General features: G+C 40.0%; 1 protein-coding gene. It reads right to left on the bottom strand.

Going from position 1 to position 1,601, the window contains the following annotated elements; genetic code table 11:
* Positions 1 to 244 precede the first annotated feature (244 nt).
* On the bottom strand, positions 245 to 1,270 hold the full coding sequence (locus BQ7314_RS06070) for a hypothetical protein (RefSeq protein WP_174482812.1): 1,026 nt from the start codon (positions 1,268 to 1,270) through the stop codon (positions 245 to 247).
* Between the last annotated feature and the right edge of the window lie 331 nt (positions 1,271 to 1,601).

Below are 1,601 nucleotides of genomic sequence, written 5' to 3'. Positions count from 1 at the left end.
TTGTCCGAGGAAAATATGCCTGCTTATAAGCAATTTATGGCTTTAGCAGGATAGTTATGCCTGAAGAGCAGACGTGCTGCGTTTTCAATAATACTTGCGACAGAACCGTATTAAGAACATTAAGGGTATTAATTTTAGTTTTTTCATTTTATTTTCTCCGTTGTGGCTTTAATTTTATTTTGTAATAACAGTACATCATCGTTGTTGGTAGTGTTAGTAACGTCCCTGTTCACTAACATGGTGGTTATTCTGGAGTAGTGTTGTCCTCAGATTTCCACACTGTCCCGTCACTGTCGTATCGGCTGAATTCACCAGTTTCACGGTTCACGTAAATAAAACCGTCAATGGCATCAATTTCGCCATCCTCACCCAGCTTATTAAAAATCTTTACAGCCGATTTTCCTAAGTCATTGCCTATAACTAGATAGACTGGAGTCCCTCTTAGTGCACCTTTAGCTGATTTAATCAGCTTGATAGTTGCTTGCATTTCCTCCTCTTCATCTCTAACCGGAACTCCGTTTTCATCTTCCACGCCCTCAGTCATCCACCAAGTACGCCATTCCTGAGCTTCATCATATTCATTGTAGGTTGTTGATAAGCCACTCTTAGGGACAGCGATTGCAACACAAAAGTCAACCATTCTAGGATAACCGATGGCCATATCACGTTCATGAGTAAGCTCCCCCTCGCCATTGTCTGTTAACGAGTCCATACGGTTTGCGCCATGTGTGACAATTGCAGCGTAAGGTATTCCTGTACTACACGGTAAAAGGTAATCGAATGTTTTGTGCTTACTTACCCACTCAACGCCAGCAACAGGGGCTTTAACCTCTAGTTCTGGTATTGCTAACTTAGCACGTCTTTCTACTTCTTCTCTCCTAGCTTGTTCAGCTTGTTTGGCTTTTTTAGCTTGTCTAGCAACAATGTTTGCTATTTCAGTTGGATACTTATAAATAAGCCAAGATTCGTCGTCTAACAACATGGCTTCGGAAGGATTCTCAGAAGCCATCGGGTGCTTAATTATTGCCCTATACCACTTTGCAATCCAGTTAATAACATCGCTGGTTGTCGATGTGGTCATATCTGGATAATGAGTATTAATATGCTTTTTAGCATATTCTATTAATCTGTATTTACGCTGCTCATAAGTGTAATTAGGGTCAAAACGAGTCCTATCTTTGTATTGCTCTGTCATCTCATTACGCCCTTGCTCACTTACATCATTGTCAGCACTATAGACTTTCTTCCAAATCCCAGCCCAGGTGGTCATGGACTCCTCCCACGTCTCCGCCTGTACTTGCCCGGACAGTAGTATTAAAAATAGTACTGGTAGTAATTTTAGTTTTTTCATTTTATTGCCTCATTAAATGTAGTTGTTGTATATTAGAGATCTCTTGGTTCTGTCGCAAGTATTATTGAAAACGCAGCACGTCTGCTCTTCAGGCATAACTATCCTGCTAAAGCCATAAATTGCTTATCTGAAGTTTCCCAATAATTATTTATGGTAAAATTGAAACCATGCCGCAACTATATGAAAAAAACAGTCTTTTCATTCGTTTCAAATGCTTTCGCCTAATGGGAATTAAATAGGGGTTTGCTAT

Origin of the sequence: methanotrophic endosymbiont of Bathymodiolus puteoserpentis (Logatchev), assembly GCF_900128525.1 — a bacterium.
Taxonomy (GTDB): Bacteria; Pseudomonadota; Gammaproteobacteria; order Methylococcales; family Methylomonadaceae; genus Methyloprofundus.
The sequence above is the reverse complement of the archived record's forward strand: the minus strand, read 5'-3'. Positions and strand labels throughout refer to the sequence as shown.